The 25,718-nt window shown below is 55.5% G+C and carries 24 protein-coding genes; 18 read left to right on the plus strand and 6 right to left on the minus strand.

Annotated elements, in window-relative coordinates; all coding sequences use genetic code 11:
• The first annotated feature begins 188 nt into the window (after positions 1-188).
• From ACFSO0_RS12475 to ACFSO0_RS12500, 6 genes are all read left to right on the plus strand, one after another.
• Positions 189-2,279: a carbon starvation CstA family protein gene (locus ACFSO0_RS12475; protein ID WP_376880665.1), complete on the plus strand. Its 2,091-nt coding sequence runs from the start codon at positions 189-191 to the stop codon at positions 2,277-2,279.
• Positions 2,276-2,488, plus strand: a complete 213-nt coding sequence (locus ACFSO0_RS12480; protein WP_376880668.1) for a CstA-like transporter-associated (seleno)protein — start codon at positions 2,276-2,278, stop codon at positions 2,486-2,488. The genes ACFSO0_RS12475 and ACFSO0_RS12480 overlap by 4 nt, the downstream gene beginning before the upstream one ends.
• 153 nt (positions 2,489-2,641) lie before the next feature.
• On the plus strand, positions 2,642-3,484 hold the full coding sequence (locus ACFSO0_RS12485; RefSeq protein ID WP_376880671.1) for an inositol monophosphatase family protein: 843 nt from the start codon (positions 2,642-2,644) through the stop codon (positions 3,482-3,484).
• A gap of 179 nt (positions 3,485-3,663) precedes the next feature.
• Positions 3,664-4,779: a glycoside hydrolase family 15 protein gene (locus tag ACFSO0_RS12490; RefSeq protein ID WP_376880673.1), complete on the plus strand. Its 1,116-nt coding sequence runs from the start codon at positions 3,664-3,666 to the stop codon at positions 4,777-4,779.
• A gap of 168 nt (positions 4,780-4,947) precedes the next feature.
• Complete coding sequence (locus ACFSO0_RS12495) at positions 4,948-6,330, plus strand: peptide MFS transporter (RefSeq protein ID WP_376880675.1); 1,383 nt, start codon at positions 4,948-4,950, stop codon at positions 6,328-6,330.
• A gap of 159 nt (positions 6,331-6,489) precedes the next feature.
• Positions 6,490-7,032 (plus strand): nitroreductase family protein, encoded by a 543-nt coding sequence (locus tag ACFSO0_RS12500; RefSeq protein ID WP_376880678.1) that lies wholly within the window; start codon positions 6,490-6,492, stop codon positions 7,030-7,032.
• 400 nt (positions 7,033-7,432) lie between these two features.
• Here the strand turns inward: ACFSO0_RS12500 and ACFSO0_RS12505 are convergent, their stop codons facing one another.
• The 4 genes from ACFSO0_RS12505 to ACFSO0_RS12520 all read right to left on the minus strand — a co-directional run bounded on the left by ACFSO0_RS12505 (position 7,433) and on the right by ACFSO0_RS12520 (position 10,606).
• A complete protein-coding gene (locus tag ACFSO0_RS12505) occupies positions 7,433-8,170 on the minus strand; it encodes an amino acid ABC transporter ATP-binding protein (RefSeq protein ID WP_376880680.1) in 738 nt (245 codons plus the stop codon).
• An 18-nt stretch (positions 8,171-8,188) separates the two neighbouring features.
• Positions 8,189-8,884: an amino acid ABC transporter permease gene (locus tag ACFSO0_RS12510; protein WP_376880682.1), complete on the minus strand. Its 696-nt coding sequence runs from the start codon at positions 8,882-8,884 to the stop codon at positions 8,189-8,191.
• Positions 8,871-9,698, minus strand: coding sequence for an amino acid ABC transporter substrate-binding protein (locus tag ACFSO0_RS12515; RefSeq protein ID WP_376880684.1), 828 nt, complete (start codon positions 9,696-9,698; stop codon positions 8,871-8,873). Before ACFSO0_RS12515 ends, ACFSO0_RS12510 begins: the two co-directional genes overlap by 14 nt.
• A 74-nt stretch (positions 9,699-9,772) precedes the next feature.
• A complete protein-coding gene (locus ACFSO0_RS12520; protein ID WP_376880686.1) occupies positions 9,773-10,606 on the minus strand; it encodes an amino acid ABC transporter substrate-binding protein in 834 nt (277 codons plus the stop codon).
• A 276-nt stretch (positions 10,607-10,882) separates the two neighbouring features.
• On the opposite strand from ACFSO0_RS12520, the gene ACFSO0_RS12525 reads away from it, so the two are divergent.
• The 7 genes from ACFSO0_RS12525 (at position 10,883) to ACFSO0_RS12555 (ending at position 17,548) form a co-directional block, all read left to right on the plus strand.
• On the plus strand, positions 10,883-11,284 hold the full coding sequence (locus ACFSO0_RS12525; RefSeq protein ID WP_376880689.1) for a hypothetical protein: 402 nt from the start codon (positions 10,883-10,885) through the stop codon (positions 11,282-11,284).
• A 12-nt stretch (positions 11,285-11,296) separates the two neighbouring features.
• Positions 11,297-12,235, plus strand: coding sequence for an AEC family transporter (locus ACFSO0_RS12530; RefSeq protein ID WP_376880692.1), 939 nt, complete (start codon positions 11,297-11,299; stop codon positions 12,233-12,235).
• 140 nt (positions 12,236-12,375) lie between these two features.
• The gene (locus tag ACFSO0_RS12535; protein WP_376880694.1) at positions 12,376-13,158 is read left to right on the plus strand and encodes a stalk domain-containing protein; all 783 of its coding nucleotides are present in this window, start codon (positions 12,376-12,378) and stop codon (positions 13,156-13,158) included.
• Positions 13,159-13,555: 397 nt separating this feature from the next.
• Positions 13,556-15,475, plus strand: a complete 1,920-nt coding sequence (gene abc-f / locus ACFSO0_RS12540; protein ID WP_376880697.1) for a ribosomal protection-like ABC-F family protein — start codon at positions 13,556-13,558, stop codon at positions 15,473-15,475.
• A 322-nt stretch (positions 15,476-15,797) separates the two neighbouring features.
• The gene (locus ACFSO0_RS12545; RefSeq protein WP_376880699.1) at positions 15,798-16,169 is read left to right on the plus strand and encodes a helix-turn-helix domain-containing protein; all 372 of its coding nucleotides are present in this window, start codon (positions 15,798-15,800) and stop codon (positions 16,167-16,169) included.
• A complete protein-coding gene (locus ACFSO0_RS12550) occupies positions 16,162-16,977 on the plus strand; it encodes an ImmA/IrrE family metallo-endopeptidase (RefSeq protein ID WP_376880702.1) in 816 nt (271 codons plus the stop codon). The genes ACFSO0_RS12545 and ACFSO0_RS12550 overlap by 8 nt, the downstream gene beginning before the upstream one ends.
• On the plus strand, positions 16,970-17,548 hold the full coding sequence (locus ACFSO0_RS12555; RefSeq protein ID WP_376880704.1) for a PIN domain-containing protein: 579 nt from the start codon (positions 16,970-16,972) through the stop codon (positions 17,546-17,548). The genes ACFSO0_RS12550 and ACFSO0_RS12555 overlap by 8 nt, the downstream gene beginning before the upstream one ends.
• 144 nt (positions 17,549-17,692) lie before the next feature.
• On the opposite strand, the gene ACFSO0_RS12560 is transcribed toward ACFSO0_RS12555, so the two are convergent.
• A complete protein-coding gene (locus tag ACFSO0_RS12560) occupies positions 17,693-18,862 on the minus strand; it encodes an MFS transporter (protein ID WP_376880707.1) in 1,170 nt (389 codons plus the stop codon).
• A gap of 187 nt (positions 18,863-19,049) precedes the next feature.
• Between ACFSO0_RS12560 and ACFSO0_RS12565 the strand changes: the two genes are divergently transcribed.
• The 3 genes from ACFSO0_RS12565 to ACFSO0_RS12575 all read left to right on the plus strand — a co-directional run bounded on the left by ACFSO0_RS12565 (position 19,050) and on the right by ACFSO0_RS12575 (position 20,423).
• The gene (locus ACFSO0_RS12565) at positions 19,050-19,448 is read left to right on the plus strand and encodes a hypothetical protein (protein WP_376880710.1); all 399 of its coding nucleotides are present in this window, start codon (positions 19,050-19,052) and stop codon (positions 19,446-19,448) included.
• A complete protein-coding gene (locus ACFSO0_RS12570; protein WP_376880713.1) occupies positions 19,445-19,648 on the plus strand; it encodes a YqgQ family protein in 204 nt (67 codons plus the stop codon). Before ACFSO0_RS12565 ends, ACFSO0_RS12570 begins: the two co-directional genes overlap by 4 nt.
• A 166-nt stretch (positions 19,649-19,814) precedes the next feature.
• A complete protein-coding gene (locus tag ACFSO0_RS12575) occupies positions 19,815-20,423 on the plus strand; it encodes a DedA family protein (protein ID WP_376880715.1) in 609 nt (202 codons plus the stop codon).
• Positions 20,424-20,550: 127 nt separating this feature from the next.
• Here ACFSO0_RS12575 and ACFSO0_RS12580 read toward each other — a convergent pair whose 3' ends face one another.
• Positions 20,551-20,706 (minus strand): hypothetical protein, encoded by a 156-nt coding sequence (locus ACFSO0_RS12580; RefSeq protein ID WP_376880718.1) that lies wholly within the window; start codon positions 20,704-20,706, stop codon positions 20,551-20,553.
• A gap of 133 nt (positions 20,707-20,839) precedes the next feature.
• Here ACFSO0_RS12580 and tkt point away from each other — a divergent pair, with 133 nt between their 5' ends.
• Entirely contained in the window at positions 20,840-22,846 is a 2,007-nt protein-coding gene (gene tkt / locus ACFSO0_RS12585) for a transketolase (RefSeq protein WP_376880721.1), read from the plus strand.
• Between the two features lie 314 nt (positions 22,847-23,160).
• Positions 23,161-25,698 (plus strand): PBP1A family penicillin-binding protein, encoded by a 2,538-nt coding sequence (locus ACFSO0_RS12590; protein WP_376880723.1) that lies wholly within the window; start codon positions 23,161-23,163, stop codon positions 25,696-25,698.
• Positions 25,699-25,718 lie beyond the last annotated feature (20 nt).

Below are 25,718 nucleotides of genomic sequence, written 5' to 3' on the forward strand. Positions count from 1 at the left end.
GCCTGCAAGAAGGCGAGACAGGCCGTTTCCTTCAAGAAAATGTATCCGTTTACATTCATGCGCAAATGGTGCGATTCGTGTTGCATTTTGTGCGTTTCAGACACAAAGCATTTTTGGAAAGTTTCCACTGTGATACGTTCTAGGAAGGCGATCAGCCTGTTCAAAAATGAAAAAAGGAGGAGAATCAGATGAAGAAATGGCTTCTTTCCGTCTTGATTTGGGGCGCGATCGCAGCGCTGGGCGCGGTTGGATTCGGCATCCTTGCCCTGTCTCGCGGCGAATCCGTCAACTCGTTCTGGCTGCTGACAGCTGCTTTTTGCACTTATGCCGTTGCTTATCGTTTTTACAGCCGCTTCATTGCGAAAAAAATCATGGGCCTGGACGACAACCGCGCGACTCCGGCGGAAGTGAACAACGACGGCAAAGACTTCGTGCCGACGAACAAATGGATTCTGTTCGGCCATCACTTCGCTGCGATCGCGGGGGCAGGTCCGCTCGTCGGTCCGACGCTGGCTGCCCAAATGGGATATTTGCCGGGGACGCTCTGGATCATCGTCGGGGTGGTCATCGGCGGTGCCGTGCAGGACTTTGTGATCCTGTTCGGTTCGATGCGCCGCAACGGAAAAACGCTGGGGCAGATCGCCAAGGAAGAAATCGGTCCGTTTGGCGGGGCCCTCGCTCTCATAGGTATTATTGCGATCATGATCATTTTGATTGCGGTCTTGGCGATGGTTGTTGTAAACGCTCTCGCGGACTCTCCGTGGGCGACCTTCACGATCTTCATGACGCTGCCGATTGCGATTTTCATGGGCTTGTACATGCGCTACATCCGTCCGGGCAGGGTGCTGGAGGGCTCCATCATCGGTCTGGCTCTCCTGTTCCTGTCGCTCTGGATCGGCCAGGGGGTCGCTCATTCGCCGACATGGGGACCGGCGTTTACGTTCTCCAAAGTACAGCTCGCCTGGATGATTATCGTGTACGGCTTCATCGCTTCCGTGCTTCCAGTCTGGCTCCTGCTGGCGCCGCGTGACTACCTGAGCTCGTTCCTGAAAGTAGGGACGATCGGCGTGCTGGCCATCGGTATCATTTTGACGCTGCCGCCGCTGCACATGCCGGCTTTGACCAAGTTCATCGACGGCACCGGTCCCGTGTTTGCGGGGGATCTGTTCCCGTTCCTGTTTATTACCATCGCCTGCGGAGCAGTGTCCGGCTTCCACGCCCTCGTCTCCTCGGGTACGACACCGAAGATGATCGCCAAGGAATCGCACGCTCCGCTCATCGGCTACGGCGGTATGCTGATGGAGTCCGCTGTGGCGATCATGGCGATGATTGCGGCCTGTGTGCTCACGCCTGGCGTCTACTTCGCCATCAACTCGCCGGGTGCGGTGATCGGCGCGGATGCGGCAGCCGCTGCGACGACTATCTCAAGCTGGGGCTTCACCGTCACGCCGGACCAGTTGACGGCGCTGGCCAACGACATCCAGGAAAAAACCGTGCTCTCCCGCACAGGCGGCGCTCCGTCGCTGGCAATCGGGATGGCGACGATCTTCTCGGGCATCCTGGGCGGAAAAGCGTTCATGGCGTTCTGGTACCACTTTGCGATTTTGTTTGAGGCCGTTTTCATTTTGACGACGATCGACGCGGGAACGCGCGTAGGCCGGTTCATGGTGCAAGACATGCTCGGCAACGTCTTCCCGAAAATGAAAGAGACCAACTGGCTGCCCGGCAACCTGATCGGCTCGGGTCTGATCTCCATCGGGTGGGGCTACTTCCTCCTGCAAGGGGTTATGGACCCGCTCGGGGGTATTTACACCTTGTGGCCGCTGTTCGGGATCGCCAACCAGATGCTCGCGGCGATTGCCTTTACGGTCGGTACGACGATAATCTTCAAAATGGGCAAAGCCGCCTACTCGTGGGTCACGCTCGTGCCGATGGCTTGGCTGAGCGCAGCGACATTGACGGCTGGCTGGCAAAAGCTGTTCCACCCGGATGCGAAAATCGGCTTCCTGGCGCATGCGGACGCGTTCCAAAAAGCGATCGATGCCGGCGGGCTGCCCAAAGGTGTAAAAACGCTCGAGGCCGCGCAAAAGATGATCATGAACGACCAGATCGACGCGGCGGTCTGCGCGATCTTCATGCTCATCACCATCGGCATCATCCTGGACGGCGCGCGCCTGTGGATCAACATCTTGCGAGGCAAGCAGTACCCGCTGTATGAATCGCCGTATGTGCCATCCAAAGGCAATATCATCGACGGGAAAGGTCACCACGTGGCATGAGACGCAAGTGGAGGGCGATCCGCAAGTCTTTGCGCAAAGCCAGCTCGGCGATCAAGACGATCTTCGGCATGCCGGACTACGATCGTTACGTGCAGCATTGGTATGCGACCCACGCGGCGCCTGGCATTTTCCCCATGACCGAGCGGGAGTACTACATGTACGCGCTTCGTGAGCGCTACGAAAAAGGCGGCGTGAACCGCTGCTGCTAGGAAAGCAAAACAAGAGGCCCCGAATCTGCCGGGCCTCTTTTTCATGTACAGGCGAGCCTGTGGCGGCTTTCGTCGCAAGAAGCGGATGAAAAGCACCTATGGTTTCGGTGTGGTGTAACCGCAGGTAAAGTATGGTACACTAATGGAAAAGTCATGTTTTGGGTGGCGATACGTGTGACACAACCATCACTGGCGGCGTTGAAAGAGCTTGCCTTGCAGTGCGCCCGTTCGGCGGGAGAACTGAGTCTCAAGCGGATGAAAGAGCCGTTTACTGTGGAATACAAGACGTCTGCTTCCGATCTTGTCACGGCTGTTGATAAAGAAGTGGAAAAGCACGTCATTCAAATGATCCTCGAGCGTTTTCCGGATCATGGCATCCTGGGCGAGGAAAGGACGTTCAAAGGGGATTACCACAGCTTCGATACGCTGTGGGTCATCGATCCGATCGACGGGACGAGTAACTTTGTCCACCAGCAGATCAACTTTTCCGTGTCCATCGCGGTATATCACAAAGGGGAGGGGCTGGTCGGGGCCGTTTATGACCCTTCCCGGGATGAACTGTTTTACGCCGCGCGAGGCGAGGGCGCGTATCTCAACGAGCGCAGGCTTCGGCTGGAAAAGGTGGTCACGCTGGAGGAGGCGCTGCTGTGCACGAGCGTCTTTTGGAACAAGCGCGCCGAGCAGATGGGCATCGACCAGATCGTCAAAAAGCTGGCAGGAAAAGTGCGGGGGATGCGCCTGCTCGGCAGCGCTGCCCTGGAAATGTCGTACGTCGCCGCAGGACGGCTGGACGGCTACGTGAGCATGTCCCTGAACCCATGGGACTTCGGCGCCGGGCGCATCATCGTCGAAGAGGCCGGGGGCAAAGTCACTACCATGATGGGCTCGCCGCTGCCATTCGATCAAAAAAGCAGCGTCATGGCCTGCAACCCCGCTTTTTACGAAGAGCTGCAGCATTTCCTGAATTTGTCCGACAACACCGAGATGACCAACTAGCCACCCCTTGCCGGATCGACGCCGGCAGGGGGTGCTTTTTTCCAGTGATACAGCGCAGGCCATTCGGGAGAACCACGGCAAAGACTTGGGGTCAGCGAGGAAAAATTGCATATGCTATGGTAACGGTTTCTTTTGCGTGGGAGAATGGAGCAGGCTTGTCTCGCAGGAGGGGAACAAGAATGACAACGGCTGCCAGGATCGACGAGAGTTTGCGCATCATCCTGAAGCATCAGGCCGCGAGCGGAGCCTATATCGCTTCGCCGCACTTTCGGCCATACCAATATGCGTGGCTGCGCGACGGGACCTTCACTGCCTACGCGATGAATCGCGCGGGACAGCACGACAGCGCCCGCCGCTTTTACCGCTGGTGCGACAGCGTCATTCGCAAGTATGCCGACAAGGCGCGCGCGGCCATCGCCGCCGTGCAGGCAGGCCGGAGTACGGGCGGGAACGAGCAGTTTTTGCACACGCGTTATACGGTGGACGGCGACGAGGTGGCGGGTGAGTGGGGTAGCTTTCAGCTCGACGGCTACGGCACCTGGCTTTGGGGGCTGGCCGAGCATGTACGCCTCAGCAGCGACTACGGACTCGTCCAGGAGCTGCGTCCGTCGATTGATCTGACCCTCGATTATTTGCGGACATGCTGGCAATTGTCCAACTATGATTGCTGGGAGGAAGTGGGAGACCGGCAGCATCCGGCTACGATGGCCGCCATTTTCGGCGGAGTGACGGCGATCGCTGGGCATGTGCCGCAGCGGGCTGCGGAGCTGACGTTCTTGGGCAGCTCCATCCGCAGGTTCGTCATCGAGAGCGGCACGGCGGACGGCAAGTTTGTGAAATCGCTCGGAAATCCCGCTGTAGATGCCAGCCTGCTGTGGATTGCGGTGCCTTTCGGATTGGTCGGGGCAGACGACCCGCTTATGGCGCGCACCGTGGCAGCGATCGAACGGGAACTTCTGGCAGGACGAGGTGTTCACCGCTATGCGACGGACACGTACTACGGGGGTGGACAGTGGCCGCTCCTGTCCGCCTGGCTCGGCTGGTACCACGTCCGCACGGGGCGAAGGGCGGAAGCCGAGGACATCTTTCGCTGGATCGAGGAACAGTGGTTGCCGGCAGGCTTGCCTGAGCAAGTCCAGGAGCATTTGCTCGCGCCGGATGCCTACGGCTACTGGGTTGCAAAGGAAGGGACTCCGGCAGTGCCTCTGCTCTGGTCGCACGCGATGTACGTGGTGCTGGCAGCAGAACTGGGCCTGCTTGCACCAGCCAGAAGCGAAGGACAGCACAAGGATTGACTGCGCGTCTCCCATTTGCCGGGGGGACGCATTTTTTTGCGCAAAAACAGGCAAGAGCATGCAGCGTGACCCGATAGCGCAAAGAATGAAAACTACAGGGGGAACAAATAGTATTGGAGAGTGTTGCAGGAGCAACCTTCACTACACGTTGGCTGGGAGCGATGAAATGTGGCTGCATCTCAACAAGCACAGCACGGCAAAGTTCGGCATCCGCCAGGGTTGTACCTGTTGTTTTTTACGGAGATGTGGGAGCGCTTCAGCTATTACGGAATGCGCGCCCTGTTGACGTTGTACCTGACGACTGCCCTGATTGGCGGGGGTCTCGGCTTTGAGAAAAGCACGGCGTTGAGCATTTACGGATTTTTCACGGGAGCGGTCTACTTTACGCCATTGGCAGGCGGCTATCTGTCGGACCGGTTCATTGGCAGAAGACGCGCAATCACCATCGGGGGTCTCTTGATGGCCTTGGGTAACTTCGTGCTGTTTGCCATCACAAATAAGACGGGGCTTTACCTTGGACTCGCCTTGCTCATTATTGGCAACGGGTTTTTCAAACCGAATATTTCCACGCTTGTAGGGGAACTGTACCCGAACAATGCGAGCCGCAAAGACGCGGCATTTACCATTTTTTACATGGGAATCAACATCGGTGCTTTCTTTGCTCCGCTGGTGTGCGGCTACTTGGCAGAGGATTTGTTCAAGACGAGCGTAGACGGCGTCGACCACTTCGGCTTTCGCTACGGATTTTTGGCTGCGGCGGTCGGCATGTTGATCGGGCAGGCGATTTACAACGGCCTCGGCAACCGGTATCTGGGCGACATCGGGAAAGCGGCAGCAGGTGCGGTTTCCCCGACATCTTCGCCGAGCCGAAGCGAAGCAGCCCGTGCTCCCTTGACGAAGAAAGAAAAGCAGCGGACGGCAGTCATCGTCATCATCACGTGCTTCGTCATCTTTTTCTGGGCCGGCTTCGAGCAGGCGGGAAGTTCGCTGACTTTGTACGCGGACAAGTTCGTGAACAAGAGCTTGTTCGGCTGGGAAGTCCCGACTTCCTGGTTCCAGTCGCTCAATCCGCTGTTCATCGTGATTCTGGCCCCGATCCTTTCTTCGTTCTGGGTCAAGCTCGCCGCGACGAAGCGGGGAGATTTGAGCATTCCGGTGAAGATGTCCTTCGGGATGATTTTGCTTGGGATAGGCTACATGGTGCTGCTCATCGCAGTGATGCAGACCGGAAGCGATGAGAACAACGTGGTCGTCCAGTCGAACATCCTGTTCATCGTCGTGACGTACTTTCTGCATACCTTGGGCGAATTGTTCCTGTCACCTGTAGGGCTGTCCATGGTGAGTAAACTGGCGCCGGCCAAGCTCGCATCCCTGCTCATGGGCGTATGGCTGGCAAGCAGCGGCGTAGCCAATATTGTCGGCGGCTATTTGGCGGCGTTCACCCAGTCGCTCGGCTACTTCGAGGTTTTTGGCCTGATCGGTCTGCTCGCGATCGTGATGGGGCTGATCCTCCTGCTGCTGTCGGGCAAGCTGGTGCGGATGATGGAATAAGGTTCAGAGGAAGGAAGCAGCGGCCTGGTTTGGTCAGGCCCTGGGCTTCCTTCTTTTTTGTTCGCTGCCCCTTGATTTTGCCGCAAGGAAACGATAACATATGAAAATGAGAACCATTATCATAAAATCTCGTTACATTGATTGCTAGAAGGTGAATCCATGTCCATCTCCAAAGTCATTCGCGAGCGCCGCTCGATTAAAAAAGATTACAAGCCGGACCCTGTCTCCGAAGAGCTTGTCCTCGAGCTGCTCAACGACGCTGTCTACGCGCCGAACCACTGCTTGCGGGAGCCTTGGCGCTTTTTGTTCGTACCGACGGAAAACAAGGGAGCTTTCATCGAACGGATGCTGACCGTGTATCCTCCCGAGCATCACGAGTACCGCCGGCAGCTGTTCAGCGCCCCGGCTGCCTACCTGATCGTCATTATGAAAGAGGACCCGCGCCAGAAGCAGTGGGAAGAAGATTTCAGCTCGACCTGTGCCTTGATCCAAAACTTTCAGCTGCTGGCATGGGAGCGCGGTCTCGGCGTCGTCTGGAAGACCAATCCGCACAACTGGGACCCGAAAGCTCATCAGGTGCTGGGCGTCCAGCCTGGCGAGAAGATCGTGGGCTTTTTGCATCTCGGCTATTTTGAGCCGGACTCCGTACCAAAAGCTGCGCCGCGTACGCCGGCCGAGAAAAAGTTTACCCGGTTTGAATAGGCCGAAGCGAGCTCTGAAGTGCAGGGCTCGTTTTTTTATGCAAATAGAGGCGCCGGATGTGAAGGAACGGTAGAGCCTGGATAAAGTGTGTGTTGAATTTCCAGCAGGCAAGCACCCGAATTTTCTGAAATGGGGCTTTCGATAGACAGGCAACCATACGGCAGTACTGGGGTTGTCATATTGTGAAAATAGGTTCGCTGTGCAAGGCAGCGGCTGTCAGATAGGGAGGAGAGGGGGAGAGATACGGTGGGATTCGGCTTTGGTCACGGCGGTTTTCTGTGGATCATCCTCATTATTCTTCTGATCGCTGCTTTTTGCGATGACTGAGAGGGAAAGACAAAAAGACTTTGTGCCGATTCGCCGACACAAAGTCTTTTTTCTGTCGCCTGTATAGCGGAAGCTACTGCTTCAAGTGCTGCAAAAACTGGCGGGTGCGCTCTTCCCGAGGCTGGGCAAACAGCTGCTCCGGAGGGCCTTGCTCTACAATGACCCCTTGATCCATGAAGATGACCTCGTCGGCGACATCCCGGGCAAAGCCCATCTCGTGGGTGACGATGACCATGGTCATGCCTTCTTGTGCCAGTTCCTTCATCACCTTCAGCACTTCGCCGACCAGCTCGGGGTCGAGCGCAGACGTCGGCTCGTCAAACAGCATGACTTTGGGGTCCATGGCTAGCGCGCGGGCGATTCCTACCCGTTGCTGCTGGCCGCCCGAGAGCTGGGCGGGGTAGTGATCCAGCTTGTCGCCCAATCCGACCTTGGCGAGCAGTGCCGAAGCCTTTGCCCGGGCAGATTCCTTGCTTTCCTTTTTCACCGTGACCGGTCCCTCCATGACATTTTCCAGTGCCGTCATGTGCGGGAACAGATTGTAGTTTTGAAACACCATGCCGGTTTGTTTGCGTAGCAAGGGGAACTGCGAGCGTTCCACTTTTTTGGAGAAATCCAGCTTGACCTCTCCGATCCGGATTGTGCCGCTCGTCGGCGTTTCCAGGACGTTCAGGCAGCGGAGAAGCGTCGTTTTGCCAGAGCCGGACGGGCCGATGATGACGACGACCTTGCCTTTGGCGACGGTCAGCGATATTCCTTTCAATACGTGCAGCTGGTGAAACTGCTTGTGCAAGTCCGTAATGGCAATCATTTGAATTCACCTGCTTTACTATACATAGCGATCCAGCCTGCTTTCCAGCCGATCCTGTATGATCGAGAGGAGCAAGCAGATCACCCAGTAGATGAACGCGGCCTCGATATAGAGCAGCAGCGGCTCATAGGTGGAGGCCACGATCTCCTGCGCCTTCCGGAACATCTCGGGTACGAGGATGGCTGCGGCGAGCGATGTGTCCTTGACCAGACTGATGAACGAGTTGGACAGGGGAGGCACCGACACGCGGGCTGCCTGCGGGAGAATGACCCGCTGCAAGGCTTGGCGGTACGTCATCCCGATCGAGTAGGACGCTTCCCATTGCCCCTTCGGAATGGACAAGATAGCGGCTCTGACCACTTCTGAGGAGTACGCGCCGACACTAAGAGAAAAACCGATGATGGCGGACGGAATCGGGTCGATCATGATGCCGATGCTGGGCAGACCGAAGAAAATGATGAACAGCTGCACGAGTAAAGGCGTTCCCCGAATGATCGAGACATAGACGCGCGCGATGGCGACCAGCGGCTTGATGCCGGAGATCCGGGCAAGCGCCGTTACAATAGCAATAATCAGACCGAAGAAAAAGGAGACGATCGCCAGCGTCAAAGAATAGAGCAAGGCTCCTTTCACCAGAGGGAGAAAGGAGCTTTGCGCGATCGTGATCCAACGGTCCAGTCGTTCCGGGTTGTCAAAAAAGTTACTGAGAGACATCTGCACCAAACCATTTCTCGGAGATTTTTTTCAGCGTGCCGTCTTTTCTCATCTCGTCCAGCGCGCTGTTAAAGGCATCCACCAGCTCGGTGCTGCCTTTGCGGAACATGAAGCCGTTTTCCGCGACATTTGGATCTTTCGCCACAATTTTGATCGGCGTCTCCGGTTTCTGCTTCAGAAAGTCGAGAAACGACAAACCGTCGTTGATCGTGATGTCGACACGCTTGGAGACGAGCAGGTCGATCGCCTGGTTGAAGCCTTCCACCCCGACGATCTCGGCACCATGCTTCCTCGCGATGTCGGTGAGGTTGCTCGTGAGCGTTTGCGCCGCTTTGAGGCCTTTGATGTCTTCAAAGCCTTTTACCGTCGTGTTGTCCTTGTGCGTGACGAGCACGGCGGTGGACACGGTGTAGGGCTTGGAAAAATCGTATTTTTCCTGGCGATCGGGACGGATTCCCACCTGATTGGCGATTACGTCAAAGCGTTTGGAATCGAGCCCGGCGAACATGGCATCCCACTGCGTCTCCTGGAACACCGGCTCAACGCCGATCCGCTTGGCGACCTCGGTCACGACTTCCACATCATAGCCGGTCAGTTTGCCGTTTGTGTCGTGAAAGGTGAACGGGGCGTAAGTGCCTTCCGTGCCGATCAGCAGCTTGCCGTCTGCTTTGACCTTTTCCAGCAGGTTTTGTTCCTTTGGCGCAGGCGCGGCGGCTGCCTGATTTTCGTTCGGTTGGCTCGTCGTGGCAACCCCGCAGCCCGCCAATGCGAAGACAAGGGTAGAAATAACGACAGAGAATAGACGCTTTTTCATCATACAACCCCCACTAAACCGATGAGAATTAAATAAGGAAAATGGTAGTCGGGTTGTGTGGTTTTGTCAATCGGTTATTGCGAAATATCTTCGCCAAACCATTTTTCCGAGATTTTCTTGAGCGTTCCGTCCTGACGCATGTCATCCAGCGCCTTGCTCATGGCATCTGCCAGATCGGTGCTGCCTTTGCGGAACATGAATGCAGACGGTTGACCTTCCTCGTTTTTGGCTACGATCTGAATGGGCGTGTCCGGCTTTTGCTTCAGGTAGTCGAGGACGCTGAGATTGTCGTTCAGCGTGACGTCGGCACGGTTCGTTGCGATCAAATCGACTGCCTGGTTGAAACCTTCGACGCCGACGATTTCCGCACCGTTCGACCGCGCCATGTCTGCGTAGTTGCTGGTCATCGATTGGGCTGCTTTCAGACCTTTGATGTCTTTGAAGTCTTTCACAGTCGTATTGCTTTTGTTGGTCACCAGAACCGCGTGGGAGAAGGAGTAAGGCTTGGAGAAATCGTATTTTTCCTGGCGGTCCGGACGAACGCCCACCTGGTTGGCGATCACGTCAAAGCGTTTGGAATCGAGACCTGCAAACATCGCGTCCCACTGGGTTTCCTGGAACACAGGCTCTACTCCAAGGCGCTTCGCTACTTCTGTCACGACTTCGACGTCATAGCCGGTCAGCTTGCCGGATGCATCGTGGAACGTGAACGGCGAGTATGTACCCTCGGTTCCGATCACCAGCTTTTTCTCTGCCTTGACTTTGTCCAAAAGGCTTTGCGCAGCAGTCTGGTCAGCTGGAGGTGTGGCATTATTGGGCTGGGATGCCGAACCGGAGCCGGAAGTGCCGCAGCCTACAATACCCAGTAACATGCTTGAGATTAATGCGGAGAAAAGAAGCTTTTTCATGTAGATGCTCCCCTTTGTGTGTTTGAATTTCACTGATTCATATTAGTGGCGGAAATACGGTTTGTCAATTGCAAAAGTATTAAATCCGATTTGTATTATAAGAATTGATTTCCGCACAGCTTTCCTCGTTAGGATACACCATGCAGCGTCAGGCTATGTCATGTTTGATCGCGTTTCAGGTTTTGGGTTGAGCTTCCCGGCGAAGAAGCGTACAATGAGTACGAATCACATGAGCTTGCCACTTGTACGAGCAGATGAAAAAGGAGTCAAAACAATATGTTGAATGACTGGCGTCTTTATACAGATGAAAGCGGCCTTGAGAAAAAGCATGTCGCCTGGCACGAGGTATTAAAGGAGATCGCACAGCTGAACGGCACCTCGCGCACGCTGGTTCACGCCGCATACGGCGATCACGTCGATCTGGTCGTAGCTGGCGGAAATAACGGCAAGGTTCTCGTTCAGTGGAAAGAACACGAGCCGGCCGAGCAGCACTTCGTTCTCGCAGCGGACAAGCATACCGGCGTCATGTCTTCGTTGGTCATAGAAGGCAATGAAGTGACGTTCCCCCTCTCCTGGTGTGTACCGCTGGAGATGGCCGTCCCGTTGTGCGGAGATATATTGCGGACATGCGACAAAGGGGAGCCTTCCGGGCTGGAATGGCTGCCAGTCCAAATGTAGCGGGAGGGCAGTATGGAATTTCAGACGTTGACACAGTCTATCCTGATTATGGCCGCCATCATCGGCATCGGCAGCCTGATCGGGTACCGCCAGCCGCTGACCGCCGAATCTCGCCAGCTCGTCATTACGATCATCGTCAACGTGGCGATGCCGTGCATCATTTTGGACGGGATCTTCCGGACGCCGATTGACAGCCGGACGTTGGGGCAAATTTTCTCAATATTCGTCATTTCCATTCTTTTGAACTGTTTCGGAATCCTGATTGGCTGGACAGGTGCGCGGACGTTGCCGCTGTCTTCCAAAAAGCGCCGGGAGATCGCCATCCTGTCTGGCCTGGGCAACACCGGCTTCATCGGGCTTCCGCTGTGCGCAGCACTGTTTGGTCCCAAAGGCGCGCTCCTAGCGGCGATCTTTGACGCCGGAGTGGACGTTGTTCTCTGGACGGTCGCGGTGATGATGCTGCAGGACAGAGGGGCGTTTTCGCTTAAAAGCTTGAAGACGATCATCAACATTCCGATGATCGCCATTATCCTTGGGCTCGGCTCCGCGCTGGTCGGCTTCGCGCCTCCCGATCCGGTCAAGCAGCTGTTCGGGACGCTGTCCAAGCTCGCATCCCCGCTCGCTATGATGTACATCGGGATGCTGTTGCCGATGTTTTTGCGTGGCAAATCGCAGGTGAACTTGCCGCTGCTCAGTATGCCGATCGCGATGAAGCTGTTTGTTTTTCCGCTCTTGACGGCTTTCCTGTTGTCCGTGTTTGCCGTCGACAGGGACATCTCCAGCGTGACGCTCGTGCAGGTCGCGATGCCGACGCTGACGCTCGCCTCCATCCTGTTCGGCCGCTACAAGGGCGACGAAGAAATGGGCGCCATGACGACGGTGTTCTCGACCTTGCTGGCGATGTTGACGATCCCGGCAGTCGTGTTTATGGGCAACTGGTTTTTGCATTGAACAAGCGAGATTTCGACCCGATTTACGCCGCGTGCGGAAATCGGGTTTTCTCATGGGACCTGTGAAACGAATAACGGCAATTGCAAGTCTAACAAGATAGAAACAACAAAAGTTCCGTACACTTTAATGGAGGAATGACCATGAAGGGCAAATGCTTGATTGCCGCCGCGCTCGGGATGCAGCTTCTGGCGGCTTGGCCGGCAGCTGCGGCGCCTGCTGCATCTTCAGCTGCGGCAACCGTGTACGTGGATGGCGAGCAGATGACACTGAAAAATTCGCCGATTCTGGTCAACCAGCGGACGTACGTAGCCGCAGAAGACGCGAGCCGGATCATGCAAGGAGACTGGACGCTGTCTGCGGGAAGCGGCACCCTGAAGCTGCATGCGCAGCAGGCGTTTACCTTTTCGCTTGGCGACGGGAGGGTGGCGGTGAACGGGAAATGGAGCGAGACCGGACAAGGGGCCATCGTGCAAAACGGACAAATCTACCTGCCCCTTCGCTGGCTCGTCGAACAGGCAGGCGGCACCATTGCGTGGAACGCCGGGAAGAAGGCGGTGGAAATCATGGCCGCAAAGTATGAGGGCGGCTTCACCCTGCTGACGCATGACAACCTGACGCAGGAACAACAGGCGTTTGTCGATTCCGTCCGGAAAAAGCAGGGCATTTACCGCCAGGGGGACCTGTATGTCATCGCTCGCGGCGAATCGCCGAACCCGGGCTACGGCTTGAAGGTGACGCATACCGCGTGGAGCTGGGAGCAGCTGTACGTTTACGTCAAGCTGACCAAACCCGAGCCTGGCAGGATGTACACCCAGGCGATCACGTATCCGTATATCGTGGCGAAAGCGGTTGTGCCGCCCTATACGACGGTCGTCTTCCTCGATGCCGATACGAACAAGCCGCTATTTGCGACGCAGCAGTAGGCGAGTATCCCTTTTTGGCAGGAGGCGGTTGAGATTTGCCTCCTTTTGCTGTATAGTGAAGGATAAGTAAAAATTTTCCTGGATGGAGGTGCAGGTACATGGCTGGAGCCGTTCACGCGTGGTTTGTGGTAGAAGTTACCAGTATGACACATGATGTGGCATACAACGGGATCAGTCTGCCCATTTTTCGCCATACAACGGAACGGACATACCAGAGGCGTACCATGCATCGAGCGGACACAGTTTGCCAGTTCAAGCTGACTTGACAGAGACGGACCAAAGGCGGCAGAAGCTGTCACAATGGTTTACTCTCTTCGTGATGCCGCGGGCGCAGGCCTGCGGCTTTTTTCATCTGCTTCCGCTCGGTTGTGCCGCCCAATCCAGGGAGGAAGAAAACATGATCGTAGCTGCAACGCAACATATACAAAAATCGTACGGGGCAAATCTTGTTTTGCAAGACATCACCATCGAGATCAAGGCGGGCGAGCGGGTCGGCATCGTCGGGCCGAATGGCGCAGGAAAGACGACGTTGTTCAAGCTGCTGGCCGGCATCGAACCCCCGGATGCAGGCGAGTTATACCGGGCAAAAGGCAGCGTCTGGGCGTATTTGCCGCAGACGCCAGACTATCCCAGGGAGTGGCTGGCGCGCGACGTCATCGCAAGCGCGTTTGCCGACGTGCTTCGGCTGCAGGAGGAGATGCGCAGCCTCGAGCAGCAAATGGCGCAGGTGTCCGAAGCAGCGGATGCGTTGGAGAGGCTGATGAATCGCTACCAGAGGCTTCAGGAGGACTTCGAGCAGCGGGACGGCTATCAGTGGGAGACGAAAATGACGCAGGTCACCCAAGGGCTGGGTATTTCCGACGAACTGCTGGCAACGCCGTTTGCCCTCTTGAGCGGCGGGGAGAAAACGAAGATCGGCCTTGCCAAACTGCTGTGCCAGCGCAGTGACGTGCTGCTGCTCGACGAGCCGACAAACCACCTCGACGCCTGGTCGATGGAGTGGCTGGAGCAGTTTTTGCGGGACTACCCGGGCACCGTCCTGATCATTTCCCATGACCGTTACTTCCTCGATGCCGTCGTCACGTCTATCTTCCACGTCGATGGCGGCGAAGCGGAATCGTACATCGGCAATTACAGCGCGTTCGTCAAGGAGCGCGAGGAACGTTTGCTCCGGCAGTTCGCCGCTTATCAGGAACAGCAGAAGAAGATCAGGAAGATGCAGGAGGCGATCAAGCGGCTCAAGGAGTGGGGCAACCGCTCCAATCCGCCGAACGAAGCCTTTCACCGCCGGGCCAAGAGCATGGAAAAAGCGTTGGCACGCATGGAGCGCATCGACAGGCCGCGGCTGAAGGCGGAGCGGATGGAGCTCGCCATTCAAAAAACGGAGCGCAGCGGGCAGGACGTGCTGGTCGCATCCGGTGTGCACAAGGCTTACGGCGACAAGACCTTGTTCGCGGACGCAGAGCTTTTGCTGCGGTACGGCGAGCGCAAGGCGCTGCTCGGCCCGAACGGCTGCGGCAAGTCCACATTGATCCGCATGCTGCTCGGCGAGATTGAGCCGGACGCGGGCACAGTGAAAATCGGCAGCAGCGTCAAGGTCGGCTACTTGTCCCAGCAGCCACTGGAGGGGGATCAGAGCAGGCGCGTCATCGACCTGTTCCGGGACGTCGCGCAGGTCACGGAGGCACAGGCGCGTCATCTGCTGGCGCGGTTCCTGTTTTACGGGGAGCATGTGTTTAAAAAGGTCGACCAACTGAGCGGTGGAGAGCGCATGCGCCTGCGGCTGGCCCAACTGATGCACCAAAAGATCAATCTGCTCGTGCTGGACGAACCGACCAACCATCTGGACATCGAGTCGAGGGAGACGCTGGAGGAAGCCCTGGCTGATTTCAAAGGCTCGCTTTTGATCGTCTCCCATGACCGCTTTTTCCTGCAAAAAATGGTGGATGGCGTGTTCTGGGTGGAGGACGGGCGGCTCGTCCACGATGTCGGCACGTACGAGGAAGCGCGGGAGAAGCGCAAACAGCGGCTAAGCAGCAAGGCGAAAGCGGAGGGGAGTAAGGCCGAGCCGCATCCGGTTGAAGCAGCGGCAGTTCCCCGGCTGGCCGAAGAGCCAAGGCGCCCCAATCCATACAAGCTGGCGGAGCTGGAGCAGAAAATTGCGAAGCTGGAGCGGGAGCGTGACGAAGTGCTGGCACGTCTTACTACGGAAGAAAGCGGCTACGAGCAGCTGCTCGAGTGGCAAGCACAAAGCGAGCAGCTCCAGCATCAGATTGAAATGCTGTATCAGTCTTGGTTTGCACTGCAGGAGGTGTAAGGTTATCTGGAGAGTCGCGGTGTGTGCGGAAGCGATTGCGCTGGGAGTGGCCATTTCAGCCCACAAAATCTGGCTCATAGATCTGCTTCCGCAGAAATACCGGAGGGGATGAAACAGAAAAGAGTGGCAGGCTGTCGAAAGAAAAAGCAGCCAGCCGCTCTTTTTTTAACAGGTGGAGCGGGGGAACTTTGGGGAGGTTATACCGATTGATAATTATGCAGAATCCCCCATATCTTCCGTGTAGATATTACACTAAGACATTAAGGTTTGTGTAATTATGGTGTATAATAAGAGTAGCCAGTTCTCAAAGGAGTGGGCAGTTATGTCAAAATCAAGGGATGTAGTAATAGGGAAGCGCATTCGCCAAGCACGTGTGGACCTATCTTTTACGCAGGAGTTTGTTGCGCAAAATATTAATATGACACGTGATCGTTATGCAAATATTGAATCAGGACGAACAGCTTGCTTGCTTACAGATGCGCAGCTAATCTGCAATTTTTTAGGGTTAGAGGTGGAGGAACTTCTGAAAGATGATGATACCGAACTAGAAGGAGTTATCTTGTTCCGTTCTGGAGAGGATGAGGATGGGGTTGAAGAACAACTTCTTGATTGGTCGGATAATATATACATGGAATTGATTGCACAAGAAGAGCTGTATCGTAAGCATAGAGGCGGTGGTGTCAGCTATGTTTAATCGACCAGAAGGGCCTGTTGAATTGACAGATGCTTTGAAGTTGAACATCCAGTTAAGTGCGAGAGAATTCGCGAAGCAGACACGTGATCGGCTTGGAATTTCCATTCATGAACCTTTAGATATTATACACACGCTTGAAAGGGAAGGAATCCTGGTATTTCAGATAAAAAATCTAGGAACAGCAGGATTTGTCCGTATCTTCAGCCAAAAGAAAGCCATCTTTGTAAATGCCAGCGAAAGTTTAGGCAGACAACTTTACACAATGGCTCACGAATATTGTCACTTGTTGCGTGATTTGGAAACAGTGAAAAAGTGGAAGGAAATTCCGGAAGAAGAAAAGGCTCATCAAATGAAGGTATTAGAATACTTTGCGTTTAAATTTGCCGATTATTTTCTTATGCCGGAAGAAGCAGTCGCAAAATATATGTTAGACTACAACATTGCTGATTTTTCGCGCGTAACCATTTCAGATATTATCCGAATTCAACATCATTTTCAGCTTAGCTTCCGTCAAACCATTAGAATGCTAAATAAATTTATGATTTTATCAGATAAGCAACACGAATCGTTTAAAGAGTACAGTACGAAAGATGATCCTGAGCGTCTAATAAAGGTGACAAGAGAAGCAGGATATCCAATTCAACTGATTTCCCCGCTGCCTACTTCTAGGATACCCGCTAAATTTATGCAAGCACTAACAGACAATATTCGACACCACAGACTGACCAGAAAGAAGGTTAAACACTTAGAAGGACTCCTCGGTTTATCACTTGAGATTCCTGAAGACGGAAGTGGTTATCTTGAATAAATCTATCGTAGTTTCAGACACAGATGTCCTCGTTCACATAATTCATGGTAATATCTTTCGTGTTCTTGTACCAGCAGTCATTGAAGAAATCTACATTCCGCCAAAAGTAGAAGAAGAACTTAAACTAAGAGGTGTGCATACCCAATTATTTTATTACTTGAACGAAGGGAATTGGGTAAAAAGAACAGCGGATAAATGGGCATCCATGTCTGATCATGATAGAAAGGAACTACAACGAGTAAAAAAAGAAATGCGAGCAGTTCTAGACCCAGGGGAACTTGAGTGTTATGCGTATTCAGTTGGGTTGGGGATAGATGGAATTATTAGCGATGATGGTGATGCTCGAAAGAAAATTAGCGAAGAAACCAATGGCAAAAAGATTGTGCTCAATTTTGCGCAATTACTGTTACTTGGAGTTAAATTAGACAAATTTAGTTTAAGTGAAGCCGAACAGTACTTTCAAAATGTGATAAGAGCGAATCGATTACATAACTTCAATCCGTTCCCGCAGCAAGTACAGATTTTCGATTCAATCACCATACAGCATCCATGGGTTCAGCAATTCTTGTAGTCTCATCGGAAAAAGAACGAAAAAATGAGTGATATGTCTGTCAACAATTTGGAACTTCATTGTACATAACGGGTCGAGAAAAGCAGAGGGCGTCCCTCAGCCGTTTTTACGGCTTCGGGACAGCCCCTTTTTTGTTCGGTGCCATTACGCCTGCGCGCTCGGCTCCGGCAAACGCTTGTAGCTGGTGCGGAACCAGAGCAGGATGACCACCATCAGCGCGCCGCCCAAGAGGAACGGGCCGCTGGAGGTGAACTGGTATACGGCGCCGCCTGCGAGCGGGCCGAGAATGCGTCCCAGGCTGTCCATCGAGCTGATTGCCCCTGTCGTGACGCCTTGCCCTTGGGTCGTGCGGTGCGTGATCATTGCAGTCGCCGTCGCGCGGATCATGCCTTGCCCGGCCCCAAAGAGGGAGAGGATCAGGGCCAGCACCCAAAAGTTGCCAGACAGCGGGATGGCGAAAAAGCCGATGCCGTACAATACGATCCCCAGTGTCAAAACAGCCGCTTCCCCCATTTTCTTGACCATTCTGCCGATCAATCCGCCCTGCACCATGGCGGCGATGATGCCCATGACGAGGAACATGTAACCCAGGTCTCTGGAGGTAAAGCCGTACAAATCGTTGATGTACAGGGCGAACGTCGTCTCCAGCCCGGAAAAGGCGAACGAGACGACGAACAGGATGGCGTACAGCAAGGACAGGGAGCCAAACAGGGAAACGAGCGGATTTCCCTTGCGCTGCCTGGCTTGTCCCGTCCGCTTTTCGGGCGGCAGACTCTCCGGCAGGGCGAACAGGATCACGAAGAAGGTGAGCAGGGCGACGAACCCGGACGCGAAAAAGGGCACTGCGAATCCGTATCCGCTCAACAGTCCGCCGATGACGGGACCGAAGACAAAGCTGAGGCCGGTGCCCGCGCCGATCACGCCCATGCCTTTGGCGCGCTCTTCCGGCGGAAACAGGTCCGCGACCATCGCCGTTACCGTAGGCATGGCTGCGGCGGAGACGATCCCGCCGACGATCCGGTAAAACAGCATGGCGGAATAACTCTCGGCCAATCCAAACAGGATAAACGTGATGGAAAAACCGAGCAATCCGAAGGCCACGAGCGGCTTTCGCCCGATGCGATCCGAGAGCGCCCCCCAGACGGGAGCAAACACCAGCTGCATGATATTGTAGCTGGCAAAGAGAACGCCTATTTGCAAGGATGATGCGCCCAGCCTTTCCGCAAAGTACGGCAGGATCGGAATGATGATGCCAAAGCCCAGCATGGTGAGAAAAGCAATCAAGAACAAGAGGGCAAGGTGCTTCTTATTCATGGAAGATACCTCTTTTCACACAGAATCAGATTGCCAGAAACATTGCTTGCATTTTCCACCTTACGTGAAGGGTGGGGCGAAGTCAAGCGAGCGAAATGGTCAGGCTCTTCCCTTGCGTGCTATAATAGAAAAGAAAAAGAATTGCACTGAAAGTTGTCAAGTATATATTCATGAGGTGTTTATCAACATGTCTACCGCAATGCTATACTACCTGGCCTGGCAAGAAGACGACTGGCTGGATGAGATTCTCGACCGTTTCCCCGAGGTGAACGCGCTGGTCCCGACGGCGAAAACGTTCGAGCAGCTGGCTAAAGCGCGCAAGTTGGGCGAGGTAAATCGCGCTGTGCTGGTGCTGAACGCAGCGCACGAGCAGGAGCGTACGCGAGAGTTTTTGCAGCTCTGCATGGCCGATCCGCTCCTGTCAACAGATCCGCTCTATATCGTCGGGTTGAAACCGGAAGAAGAGGGGGCGTGGCAAGAAGCGTATCCGAGCGCGAAGATCATCGTGATTACCGGCTTTGCTGTCGAGTTTGACTACGATGCCGTCCTCGCCAGGATGGAAACCGATCTGGAGGGAGAACAGTGAATGCTCGCCCGAGTGATTTCGACTTAAAAGCGTTTCTGCACCGCTTTGGCCTGTTTGTTTATACAGGGGACCCCGAGGGGGATCTGCTCCTGATCGAGGATGAGATACGGGAGATGTACGAATTGAATGTCATTGACAGGGAAGAGTTTCTGGAGGCGATGTCTGCTGTGCGCAGCAAGCGCAAGGCAGAAGAGCGATGAGCGGATGAACGTGTTTGCTGACCATGGCAGGAGCGGTGGCGGTAAGCACGTTTTTTTCGTTCAGAAATTATTCAGAAATCCTTTAGAAATTCTTAAATCTTTCTCTCCCTTTTTGAAAGGTTTCTCCGGTAGCATGAATGCAAGGCAGCCGGAGGAGGGATCAATCGTGGAGCCAGCAGGATCGTTTGCCGCTTTCATCGCGGTGGTCGAGGCAATGACAGGGAAGCTGATACCGGATGAGCTCGTCGTGTTGACCGCAGGAGCAGAAGCGGCGCAATCCGCCATGCACATCGGACAGTCGTTTGCCGCCGCATACGCCGCCGTAGCGCTGGTGCTGACCGCTTGCTACTTGCTGGGCGCGCTGGTCGGGGGAGTGCTTCGGTCCAATTTCCACCCTGGCAGAGGGAGCGGGCACACACCATTTCGCATCCCTTTTGCAGGGTGGATGCTGTGCCTTGGGGTGTTCTTTCCCGTCGCGCGACACCTGCTTCCCTTTTGGGCAGGTGTCCACCGGTTTGACTTGCGCCGCTGCCTGCTGTACGTTTTGCCGAGCAGCTTCCTATGGACCGCCCATTATTTTTTTGCGGGCTACTGGCTGTCTGACAAGGTGGATCTGCTCCAGGCAGCGATCTACCCCTACAGCAAAATCTCGTTGACGGGCCTCCTCTGTATCGCGGTACTGTACGTGCTGGTACGGCAACTGCGGCGGACGGGGGGCTGGCTCCCCTCTGAAGAAGGAGCCGCGGGAAACGAAAAAAGAAGCGAGTACGAATAAGCCCCTGCAGGAAGTGAAGAATCGCGCAGGGGCTTTCGCATGTTTGTGCGAGTGCGAAACAGACGATTGCTGCCCAAGTGCCGCAGCAATCCGGATGCGAGCTGTGATTAAGCTGCCGAGCCGTTTTTCAGCCTTTCTCGGGACGGTGATTTTCCGCAGCTTTCTTGCGGAGTTTTTCGCGGTTTTTTTTCAATGCGGGAGAGCTCGCCATGGCCGAAAACAGCATGCCGAACCCTGCCAGGGCAAGAACGATTCCGATAATCAGATAGATGGTAGATGTCATGAAGGTGTGCCTCCTAATTTCACGAGCAGACATGCTTGTATGGGGGGAACTATGCTATAATTGGGCAGTATGTTTCATCCGTTGAGCTGTACACACAAAACTGTTTTCCAAAAAGCAAGGGGGATTTAGCGAGATGACTCAGCAAACGTCTGTTGATCAACTGTCGATTAATACGATCCGCACATTGGCGATCGATGCGATCGAAAAGGCCAATTCCGGCCATCCAGGCATGCCGATGGGGGCAGCTCCGATGGCGCATGTCCTGTGGAGCCGCTTCATGAAAGTAAATCCGGGCAATCCGAAATGGATCGACCGCGACCGGTTCGTCCTCTCGGCAGGACACGGCTCAATGCTATTATACTCGATGTTGCATCTGATGAAATACGATGTTTCTCTGGAAGACTTACATAACTTCCGCCAGTGGGGCAGCAAAACGCCGGGTCACCCGGAATTCGGCCACACACCGGGCGTCGATGCGACGACAGGTCCGCTGGGCCAGGGAATTGCGATGGCAGTCGGGATGGCAATGGCGGAAAAGCATCTGGCAGCCGTGTACAACCGCGACAACTTCGACATCGTGAACCACTACACGTACGTCATCTGCGGCGACGGCGACCTGATGGAAGGCGTGTCGAGCGAGGCGTCTTCCCTGGCGGCACATCTGAAGCTGGGCAAAATGATCGTGCTCTACGATTCCAACGACATCTCCCTCGACGGCGAGCTCTCCCGCTCATTCTCGGAAAATGTGGCGCAGCGTTATCAGGCGTACGGCTGGCAATATTTGCGCGTGGAAGACGGCAATGACCTGGCAGCGATCGAAAAGGCGATCGCCGAGGCCAAACAGGATCTGGACCGGCCGACCTTGATCGAAGTTAAAACCGTCATCGGCTACGGCAGTCCGAACAAAGGCGGCTCCAACGCATCCCACGGTGCGCCGCTGGGCAAGGAAGAAGTGAAGCTGACCAAGCAAAACTACGGCTGGAACCACGAAAGCGAATTCCACGTACCGGATGAAGTAGCCGAGTTTTACGCGAAGCTGGCGGAGCAAGGGGGAAAGGCGGAAGCGGCATGGCGCGACCTGTTTGCGGCATACGCCAAAGCGTATCCGGAGCTGGCGCAGCAATTCCAGACAGCCGCAGAGGGTGAACTGCCTGCAGGCTGGGACAGCAACATGCCGAAGTACGAAGCGGGAGCCAAGCTGGCTACGCGCGTCGCGTCCGGCAATGCGATCAACGCGCTGGCGGGCACGATTCCGTTCTTCCTGGGCGGTTCTGCCGACCTGGCTCACTCCAACAACACCGTGATCAAAGAAGCAGGCAACTTCCTGCCGGGCAGCTACGACGGCCGCAACATCTGGTTCGGTGTCCGCGAATTTGCGATGGGTGCTGCCCTGAACGGGATGGCTTTGCACGGTGGCGTGAAAGTATACGGCGGTACGTTCTTCGTGTTCTCCGACTACGTCCGTCCGGCGATCCGTTTGTCCGCGCTGATGAAGCAACCGGTCGTGTACGTGTTTACGCATGATTCCATCGCTGTTGGCGAAGACGGACCGACGCACGAGCCGATCGAACAGCTCGCTTCCTTGCGCGCCATGCCTGGCTTGACGGTTTTGCGCCCGGCGGATGCCGTCGAGACGAACGAGGCGTGGAAATACGCCGTGTCCCGCACGGACGAGCCAGTGGTGCTCGTGCTCACTCGCCAAAACCTGCCTGTCCTGCCGGAGACGATCGAGAAAGCGGCAGAAGGCGTCACCAAAGGAGCGTACGTGCTGGCAGACGCTCCGAGCGGCAACCCGCAGCTCATCCTGCTCGCGACCGGCTCCGAGGTCTCCCTCGTCATGCAAGCCCGTGAACAGCTGCAATCCCGCGGCATCGAGACGCGCGTCGTGTCCATGCCAAGCTGGAACCTGTTCGAGCGCCAGAGCAAGGAATATCGCGATTCCGTCATTCCACCGACCGTCAAGGCGCGTGTAGCCGTGGAAATGGGCTCTCCGCTCGGTTGGGAGCGCTACGCGGGAGATAGCGGCACGGTGATCGCCATCAACCACTTCGGCGCATCCGCCCCAGGCGAGCGCATCATGAAGGAATACGGCTTCACCGTGGAAAACGTCGTGGCAGAGGCAGAAAAGCTGCTCAAGTGACGACCCATATCCCCTATATTGAAGAAACGGCCTATCTTCCGGATTCGGGAGATAGGCTTTTTCCAGTACTATGAAGCCACAAACAGGCAAAACGGTGGTAGTATAGGAACCATTGACAGGAGAGGTGCCGCACTGCGCCAATTTAAGGCAGGCAAATGCGGCCGCCCACTCCAGATTTTTTCCGCCATCCCAGGTTTCCTGATGACAAACCGCAGCGAGTGTGGAATGATAGACACGTGCCAAAGGCCAGAAACTTTTTTCAAAAGTAACCGTCTATAACATGTGTGGGGGAGCGAGAAACCAGGAGGTAAGCAATGGCAACAAAGGCCAAGAAAAAAGTCAGGAAGAAAAAAAGCAACTTGCTGATGATTGCCGCATCGTTTGCAATCTTCCTGGTCCTCAGTGTCATCGGAGGGTATTTTGCCCTGTTGTACGCTGGAGATCGGATGATTGAAGAAAATGAACAGAAACTGAAAGACCTGAAAGCAGAACCAACGGTCATCTACGACAAGAATGGGAAAGAAATGACGAGCCTGATCCGTCAAAAAAACCGTGAATACAAACCGATCAACGAAATGCCGAAAATGCTCGTCAACGCCTTTCTCGCCGTCGAGGACAAACGCTTTTTCGAGCACAAAGGCGTGGACATGATCCGGATCGGCGGCGCCATCCTCAATGACATCCGCAAAGGATCACTGGCGGAGGGAGGCAGCACGATCACCCAACAACTGGCGAGGAACGTATTCCTCAGCCTTGACCAGACATTTTGGCGGAAGACGAAAGAAATGAGCATTGCCATCGGCCTGGAGCGCAAGTATTCCAAGGACCAGATCCTCGAAATGTACCTGAACCGCGTCTACCTGGGCGAAGGGGAATTCGGGGTGGAGGACGCGGCGAATTACTACTTTGGCCACTCCGTATCGGACGAGAAGTTCTCGATTGCGGAAGCCGCCATGCTGGCCGCGATCCCGAAAGCGCCGACGACCTATTCGCCATTCAACAACCCGGAGCAGGCAAAGCTTCGCCGCGACACGGTCATCCGGCTGATGTATGAGCAAGGCATCATCACCGAAGCGCAAAAGAATGAAGCGCAGGCAGAACCGCTGCCGACAGCGCCGACGGAAGTGGCGGGGGCCAGCCTGAAAAAAGGCTACCGGGCGTTCTTCGATCACATGCTCGAAGAGGCGGAAGCCAAATACGGCGTGAGCGAAGAAGAGCTGTACCGCGGCGGCTGGGAAGTGTATACGACCTTTGATCCGAAGTTGCAGGACGCGATGATCGAACAGTATGCCAACGCGAAAAACTTTCCGAAAGACGGAGCACAACGGGGCGTGGAGTCGGCGATGATCGTCGTCGATGCCAAAAACGGCGGAATCGCCGGGATGATGGGCGGCCGTCATTACGCGCCCAAAGGCTTCAACTACGCGACCGACATGCAGCGTCAGCCGGGGTCGTCGTTCAAGCCGCTGGCCGTGTACGCGCCGGCGATCGATACTGACCCGGGAAAGTGGGAATCCAACTCGTCCCTTAGCAACGAGCGCCAGAGCTTTAACGGCTATGAGCCGCGCAACTACAACAACCAGTACAGCAAGTCCGTCAGCATGAACCGCGCCTTGATCGAGTCGCTCAACGTGCCGGCGGTCTGGCTGTTGAACGAGATTGGCGTCAACACGGGGATCAAATATCTGGAAAAATTCGGCATCGACCTCGCGCCGGAAGACCGCAACCTGGCCATCGCGCTGGGGGGACTTAGCAAAGGGACTTCACCGCTGAAAATGGCGCAGGCGTATACGGCTTTCGCCAACGGCGGGGTGATGTCCGAAGCGCATTCGATCACGAAGCTGACCAACAAGACCATCGGCATCGAGCGCGTGTACGAACCGAAGCAGACGGAAGTGCTGAAGCCGCAGTCCGCCTGGGAAGTTCACACCATGCTCGTGCGCGCCGTCCAGGAAGGGACCGGGAAGGCCGCGCGCATTTCCGGCCGCCATGTGGCAGGGAAGACCGGAACGACCCAATCGATTGCGGGCGGCAGCGATGTCAACAAGGACGCCTGGTTCGTCGGCTATACCCCCGAATACGTCGGGGCCGTCTGGATGGGCTTTGACCCCGAGGACAAACAGCACCTGATGCGCCAGGGCAGCAGCTTGACCGCCCAGATGTTCTCCAAAGTGCTGGCGGAAGGTCTGAAAGGGGTAAAAGCCCGCGACTTCGAGCCGCCGGGCGGAGTGCAAAAAGAGCAAGAGCAGGAACAGACCGAGCCGCCGCTGCAGCTGGCTGCCGATATGACGCTCGACAACGGCAAGCTGAAAGCAGTCCTCAGCTGGATTGGCGGATCGCCGGATTACACCTATGACGTATACCGTGTCCTCCCGAACGGGGATCGTCAACAGATCGCTTCCGGTCTGAAGGAAATGGCCTTTGTCGACGAGCTGGACAGTCCGACACCTTATCGCTACGTCGTCGTTCCCCGCAATGCCGACGGACAGGAAGAGATGCCGTCCAACATTGCGGAAATCAACACGAAGCAGCTGGAAAACCTGCTCAATGCAGGAGAGGATGCCGACAATGGCAACCAGGAAAGCGGGCAGCCCGATGCACAAGAAGGAAGCACGGATCAACAGCCGCCTGCTTCGGAAACTGGCGGAAATGGCGGGCAGAACGGACAGTCCAACGGCCAGAATCCGGCAAATGGCGGAAACGGAACGAATCCGGGAGAGACGCCCGCTCCTCCACCAGATATCGTGAACCCGGGTGGAGACCAGCAAACGCCGCCATCCCAAGGGATCGAGCTTCCGCCGCCGCCAGACCAAAACGGCCAAACCCCGAATCAGGGCGGCACCAACGGCTAGAAGCGGGAATAAGATAAACA

It is taken from the genome of Brevibacillus sp. GCM10020057 (genome assembly GCF_042683565.1).
Lineage (GTDB): Bacteria > Bacillota > Bacilli > Brevibacillales > Brevibacillaceae > Brevibacillus.